The sequence below is a fragment of the Nocardia caishijiensis NBRC 108228 genome (genome assembly GCF_001612825.1).
GTDB classification, from domain to species: Bacteria; Actinomycetota; Actinomycetes; order Mycobacteriales; family Mycobacteriaceae; genus Nocardia; species Nocardia caishijiensis.
Genome location: NZ_BDBE01000038.1, coordinates 256,841 through 262,989 on the forward strand (window position 1 = coordinate 256,841; position 6,149 = coordinate 262,989).

Genomic DNA, 6,149 nt, shown 5'->3' on the forward strand with positions numbered 1-6,149 from the left:
CACGGCGACGCTCGGGTGTAGGAGGACCGGGCTACGGTCAAATCGCATAGGTCACGATGGGCAGCACCACAGCAGTGAACCCGCCGAAGACGGCCGCCGCAACCACCCGCGTCGACGACGCGGGAAAACGGCTGGTGAGCCAGGTGAGCGTGCCGAACGCGATCACCGTCGTCCCCCAGATCACGAGCGCTCTCGCTGCCAGTTTTACCGGCCAGTCCGGGTTTTCGTACCTTGCATTCAGCTCCGCACCATGGGCCACAATGGTCAGTCCTGCTGTCATGGCCAAGAGGAAGACCGCGAAGCCGGCAAAGCTGTTCATGATCAACCGCTGCCGTCCCCATTTCGCCAGCACCTGCCCGTCGCTGTGATGCGCGCCGTCCGCTCGGCAGATCAGGTCGAAAATCTTTCCGGGATTGGCTGTTTCGCCGACAGCGGCCCGGGCGTGCACCATCGCCTCGAATGCCGAGGTCGTCGAGTAGGCGGTGACGAAACCCTCGCTCGACGTCCTGAACCCACCACGGCTCGGGAGCCGCACCGACATCTCCTGCAATTCGAACAGCGAAGTCAGTGCGGCACGAACCGCCGGATGAAAGATCAACGTGCCGTCCGCGCCGAGCAGGGCACCTACCGCCGAGTGCAGGCCGAGATGACGCCATGTATGTGCGATGTCGCCGCGCAGAAAGTATTCGTCCCCATTGCAATTCACGCCGTCGGCCAGGGTGTCGAGGATCCGTTCGATCGCCAGTTCCGATGCTCGCCTCGCCCGTTTGCCGCCGACCGACGCGAATTCCGAGCGGGCCAGGACGGACACGATGTGCGCAGCGGTATACAGCGGTTCGGCGCGGACGTCATCGGACAGCATCGTCAACGCGAGAAACGTGACACCGCGCAGCGTGACCCTGGCGACCTCTTCGTTCGCCGCCGCATAGGGCGCGAGGGCGTGCATCGCGGCGGACGTCGCGGTGAGCGACACCGGACCGATCGACCCCGACATCCGGTATCCGCCCGACTCCGCGTCCTGTTCCTCGATGAGCCGCCGAATACATTCGGCCACATCGGGATCTGTGTCCGGCACTCCGAGACAATGCATCGCCCGCAACTGCCACGCGATGTCGATCGGCCCGGTGAATTCTCCCGCGCCTGCCGTGGGCGGCACGATGCGTTGCCTGCGCACCAGGTGCAGCACTTCGTCGGCCCGCGGCACCGGGATCCCCGCCGCAGCCAACGCACACACCACTTCGGCCGTGTTCTGCGGATTCGGTGGCACGTCGTGAATCCAGCCCCACCCGGCCCCACCTGCCCCATCGGAGAATTGGTAACGCTCGAACCATGCGACCGCCAGTCTCATCCGTTCATCGAGATTGGACATGTCTTCCCCTTACCAATCTGCACCGAAGCCGCTTCGCCCCAGGCCCTTTCACTTATACAGACGCAAAACAGACCGCTTCCGGATCAGACGAAGCTCCTGACACGATGATCCGATGGATGGCGGTCGAGTACTTCCGATGATCGTGTGGGACCAATGCTCGCTTCGCTCGACGGGCTCTCGGTCGGCGATGCACTGGGGGCCCAGTTCTTCATCATGGGCAGGTCACTTCCGGACCTTCGGTCGGGTAGGCGGCCACACGCTCCGTGGGACTGGACCGACGACACCGAGACAGCGTGCGTGCTGATCGCCGAACTGCGACGTCACCAGCACGTCGACCGGGATCGACTGGCCTCGGAGTTCGCGCGCCGGTTCTCCCCGGAACGCGACTACGGGCACGCGACGGCCACGACGCTTCGTCGGATCCGCAACGGAGCGCCCTGGCGCGAGACATCCGCAGCCACCTTCGAAGGTCGTGGTTCCTACGGCAACGGCGCGGCTATGCGGGTCGCGCCCCTCGGCGCCTACTACTGGGACGATCCGCAACGAGTTGTTGCGAGCAGCACGGTCCGCCCAGGTGACGCACATGCACCCCGACGGCGTGGTCGGGGCGGTCGCCGTGGCCGTCGCGGCCGGGCAGGCCGCTTATGCCCGCCGCATCCACTCTCAGCCCACCCCCACAGGATTCCTCACCGCCGTCCTGGAACGTCTCGAACCGGGCGAGACGACGCATGGCACCTACCGGGCGCGTGAGCTGCTCGGCGCCACTGTTGCCGAAGCCGCACACGAACTGGGCAACGGATCGCGAGTGATGGCACAGGACACCGTGCCCTTCGCCTTGTGTTCCGCCGCAACATATTTGGACGACTACCCGGCTGCTGTCGCCGCGTGCATCGAAGCGGACGGCGACGTCGACACCACCTGCGCGATCACCGGAGGGATCGTCGCCGCGTATACCCGGAACCGGCACGGCGAACGGAGTACCCCAGGCTTGGCTCGCCGCCCGCGAATCGCTGCCGTCCTGGCTCACCTCGATCAGGGTTTGACGAGCGGGCCGATCAGCGCGGTGGGGTCGACGGTTGAGGGCAGGTCGCTGACCTGGGCGTCGCCGACTTCGATCACCCGCCATACCCCGTCGACGCGACGAGCGACGTCGGTGGTGATGAAGCGGCAACCGAGGCGGGAGACCGCCGGCGCTATTGCGGTCAGGTCCGGTTCGACGTGGGCTGTCGGGTTGTCGGGATGTGGGCCGATGAGGATGGGTTCGCCGTCGAGCCACCAGACTCGGGCCTCCGATGCGGGGGTGTCTGCCGTATCGGTGAAGTCTTCGAATTGCCGCAGCACGAGACCACCTGCCAAGAACTCGCCCTGTAGTTCGACGAAATTTTCGACCACCCGTCTCAGGTTGGCGGTATCGCGCAGATCGGGGATGTAGCAGGCGGTGTCCCACTCGTGTTTTCGGGATTTCACGTAGTCCTTGACGATACCCGGACCGTCACCGAGTGGCGTGACCAACTGTGCGAGCGCCGATTCATCGGGGATCTCGCCAGGCCCTGACGGCGACCACACAGTTCGCGGCGTCAATTCCTCGAACGAGGGATACCAGCCAGGCAACTCGTGAGCTGAGGCGTACTGGTCCGGCGCGACCGCCAGGCTGCAGCCGCGCGACGAAAGCGCTTGGGCCAGCTCGCGATATCGCTGCGACGGAATCATCCAGCCCCGATACCACAGCTCTCCGCTGTCGCGCGCCACGCGGCTGACGGCCGCGGCGGTGTGCCCGGCCAGCAGCGCATCATGGTCCAGCAGCGCGACGATCGCACCGATGGCTTGTGCGATGGCCGCTTGTTCGGCGAAATGGTCGTCGACCTTTCGCGGGCTCAGTGGGTCACAGCAGAACAGCAGCGTGGTGGGCACTCTCGCCACATTATTCCGTCAGATATAGGCGCGCTGGACCTCGGCCGGGCCGGATTCTTCCGCCGCAGGACGGACGCTGAACGGGCACTGCCAGTCGAGGGGCTTGGGGCGGCCGGAGTAGCGGCGGGCCTCGGAAAGCGTTTCGTACTCCATCAGGTTCGGGTTGATGTCGCCTTGGAGCATGATGTCCTGTTTGCGGATCTTGTCGGCGAGGCGGTCCCACATGCCGTCGGCTTTGATGCGGGCGAACTGGTCGTGGGAGTTGAAGGCGAGCATGGGGAAGGGTGGGCGGCGGCCGAGGCGGCGGTGGGTTTCGTGGAGGCCGATCACGAAGAACTTGTGGCCGGCGACGCTGTATTTGAATTCTTCGGACTGAGGGTCGGAGGAACAACCTTCCGCCCAGGCGAAGCGGTCCGCGTCGGCCTCGTGGAGGAGCTGTAGGTGCCGCCACAGGAGCTCTTCGAAGCGGAGCTCGTCCACACCGCGAGGCTGCTCGAAGGTGGCGATGAAGCTCGTGAACTTGCGTGAGCTCCAGTCGGCGGCGCCGACGAACTCCGCCAGATCAGCGGCCATCAGCCGAGCTGCTTCGGCACCGCCGAGCACGTCGTAGTGGCAATGGGTGATTCCGCCCTGACGCCAGGCGGAGCGACCCGCCAGACAGGCGAATCGGTCGCCGAGCAGGAAATTCGCCAGCTCAGCTCGAGCGTCCGTCGTCAACCCCTGTGTTCCTTTCCGTGCGTACGCGCGTGATCCTGTCAGGTGACCAGCGCGGTGCGCGAATCGGGGGAATTATCACCGATGCCGGTTTCCCCGCTCGAAGGCCGGATCCATGAAATGTTCATGTTCGAAATCACACCCGGCCGCTCGGTGCCGTGAGCTCGGCGCGTTGTTCGCTCAGGTCAGGTCGCGGCTCAGCCAGAAGGTCGTGCAGCCCTCACCGGTCACTGTTCCGGTGAGGATTGTGGTGCTGTCCGTGCGGTCGGCTACCAGGTCGACCATCCGGTAGGAACCCGGTCTGTCGATCCACGACGTTTGGCGGAAGACGAAACGGGTCGGCTCGATGTGCCACTGCATGGCGAAGCGGCCGTTCGGGACCGTGGGGTTTTCCGGCAGCGGATAGAATTCGAACTCCGCGCGGTCAGGCGATCGCACGGTCAAGGTGAGGCCGGTGGCGCCCTGCGCGCAGGTGTAAGAACCGGTCCATGTCCCCCCGAGAGCCTTTGCATTTGTGGCGTCGGGGTCTGTTGCTGTCGCAGTTCCCTCGATCGAGCGCCCGCATCCCAGCATTGTCGCCACCACGAATAACCCTGCGGCATAGACGAACTCGCGCATTCTCATACTCCCCTCCGCTGAGTCGAGATCGGGACCAGGAGATATTATGCCGAGCCTCGCCATCCCCCGTTTCCACCCGAATGACATTCCGATTGTCGGTGGTCCGGAGTAGCGTGACGGGCGTCGGCGTTGCGGTTACCACTGGAGGTCTGCGATGGACGTGTTGCTCGGGATAGGGACTCGTAAGGGGCTGTTTCTGGCGCGGAGCCGGGACGGGCGCAAGACCTGGGATGTGTCGCCGCCGCAGTTTCCGGTCGCCGATGTGAAGGCATTGGCTATCGACACGCGATCGGAGACGCCGCGAGTGCTGGCGGGGGTGTTGAACAGCCACTTCGGGCCGACGATGGTGGTCAGTGACGATCTCGGGCAGACCTGGAGTGAGCCCGACGATGCGCCGCTGGCCTTTCCGGACGGAACAGACGCTGCGCTGCAAGGGGTTTGGCAGATCAAACCGGCGACCGCGGCGGAGCCGGATGTGGTGTACGCGGGGGTCGAGCCGTCGGCGTTGTTCCGTTCCGAGGACGGTGGGCGCAGTTTCGAATTGGTGCGCGGGTTGTGGAACCACCCGCATCGGACGCAGTGGCAACCGGGTGGCGGTGGGCTGGCACTGCACACGATCCTTCCGCATCCGCAGGACACCCGGCGGATGGCTGTCGCGATGTCGACCGGTGGGGTGTATCAGACCACCGATGGTGGCGAATCGTGGCGGCCGACGAACAAGGGGGTCACTGCGGATTTCATGCCGGGCGAGTTACCAGAATGGGGGCAGTGCGTGCACAAAGTCGCGCTCGACGCCGCGGATCCCGACACGATGTACCTGCAGAACCACGGCGGCGTGTTCCGTAGCACCGATGCAGGCGAACGCTGGCAGGCGATCGATGGTGGACTTCCACCGTCGAACTTCGGCTTCCCGATCGTCGCGCATCCTCGGCGGCCCGGGGTGATCTACACGTTCCCGCTGGTTGCCGACATGGATCGCTTTCGGTTCCCGCCCGACGCGAAGTGCGCCGTATACCGCAGCGAGGACGGTGGGCAGACCTGGACTGCCCTTAACGACGGGCTGCCCGAGGTGCCGTTCTGGGCGGCGGTCATGCGTGATGCCATGTGCGCCGACGATGCCGACCCGACCGGCATCTACTTCGGCACACGCAACGGCGAGGTGTACACCAGTGCCGACGAAGGCGACCGCTGGCAGCTGGTTGCCGACAAGCTTCCGGACGTGCTCTGTGTGCGCGCCGCGGTGATCGGATAACGCCGTGGCACGGGTCTGCCTGCCGTCGGTGCTTCGCACATACGTGGACGGTGCAAGGGAACTCGACATCGACGGTACGGATCTGCGCCAGGTGCTCGATGTACTGCGCGAGCGGTATCCGGCGCTGGAGCGGCGGCTGCGCGATGAGCGCGGAGCGCTGCGTCGGTACGTGAATTTCTATGTCGACGGTGACGAATGCCGGATCCTCGAAGGGCAGGATACCGCGGTCGAGAAAGGGACCGAGGTGATGATCATTCCGGCTGTTGCCGGTGGTTGAATTTCTGT

Annotated in this window: 6 protein-coding genes and 2 pseudogenes; 4 read left to right on the plus strand and 4 right to left on the minus strand. The window is 65.1% G+C overall.

Annotation, left to right across the window (positions count from 1 at the left end; genetic code table 11):
* Positions 1 to 37: 37 nt before the first annotated feature.
* Positions 38 to 1,369: a hypothetical protein gene (locus NC7_RS29620; RefSeq protein ID WP_067985834.1), complete on the minus strand. Its 1,332-nt coding sequence runs from the start codon at positions 1,367 to 1,369 to the stop codon at positions 38 to 40.
* Positions 1,370 to 1,582: 213 nt separating this feature from the next.
* On the opposite strand from NC7_RS29620, the pseudogene NC7_RS30675 reads away from it, so the two are divergent.
* Positions 1,583 to 1,852, plus strand: a pseudogene (locus tag NC7_RS30675) (ADP-ribosylglycohydrolase family protein); the annotation flags it as partial.
* A 100-nt stretch (positions 1,853 to 1,952) separates the two neighbouring features.
* Positions 1,953 to 2,264, plus strand: a pseudogene (locus tag NC7_RS30680) (ADP-ribosylglycohydrolase family protein); the annotation flags it as partial.
* Between the two features lie 137 nt (positions 2,265 to 2,401).
* Here the strand turns inward: NC7_RS30680 and NC7_RS21345 are convergent.
* The 3 genes from NC7_RS21345 to NC7_RS29320 form a co-directional block, all read right to left on the minus strand.
* Positions 2,402 to 3,280 (minus strand): ATP-grasp domain-containing protein, encoded by an 879-nt coding sequence (locus NC7_RS21345; RefSeq protein ID WP_067985836.1) that lies wholly within the window; start codon positions 3,278 to 3,280, stop codon positions 2,402 to 2,404.
* Positions 3,281 to 3,298: 18 nt separating this feature from the next.
* Positions 3,299 to 3,997 carry a guanitoxin biosynthesis heme-dependent pre-guanitoxin N-hydroxylase GntA gene (gene gntA / locus NC7_RS21350; protein WP_067985838.1) on the minus strand — a complete coding sequence of 233 codons (699 nt, stop codon included), beginning with the start codon at positions 3,995 to 3,997 and terminating at the stop codon, positions 3,299 to 3,301.
* A gap of 177 nt (positions 3,998 to 4,174) precedes the next feature.
* Positions 4,175 to 4,612 (minus strand): hypothetical protein, encoded by a 438-nt coding sequence (locus NC7_RS29320; protein ID WP_157102121.1) that lies wholly within the window; start codon positions 4,610 to 4,612, stop codon positions 4,175 to 4,177.
* A 154-nt stretch (positions 4,613 to 4,766) separates the two neighbouring features.
* Between NC7_RS29320 and NC7_RS21360 the strand changes: the two genes are divergently transcribed.
* Positions 4,767 to 5,864: a WD40/YVTN/BNR-like repeat-containing protein gene (locus tag NC7_RS21360; RefSeq protein WP_067985842.1), complete on the plus strand. Its 1,098-nt coding sequence runs from the start codon at positions 4,767 to 4,769 to the stop codon at positions 5,862 to 5,864.
* 43 nt (positions 5,865 to 5,907) lie between these two features.
* Entirely contained in the window at positions 5,908 to 6,141 is a 234-nt protein-coding gene (locus NC7_RS21365) for a MoaD/ThiS family protein (RefSeq protein WP_255285062.1), read from the plus strand.
* The last annotated feature ends 8 nt before the right edge of the window (positions 6,142 to 6,149 follow it).

Coding starts and splice junctions, on each gene's coding strand:
- NC7_RS29620 (WP_067985834.1), bottom strand. CDS start 1,369: ATGTCCAATCTCGATGAACGGATGAGACTGGCGGTCGCATGGTTCGAG.
- NC7_RS29320 (WP_157102121.1), bottom strand. CDS start 4,612: ATGCGCGAGTTCGTCTATGCCGCAGGGTTATTCGTGGTGGCGACAATG.
- NC7_RS21360 (WP_067985842.1), top strand. CDS start 4,767: ATGGACGTGTTGCTCGGGATAGGGACTCGTAAGGGGCTGTTTCTGGCG.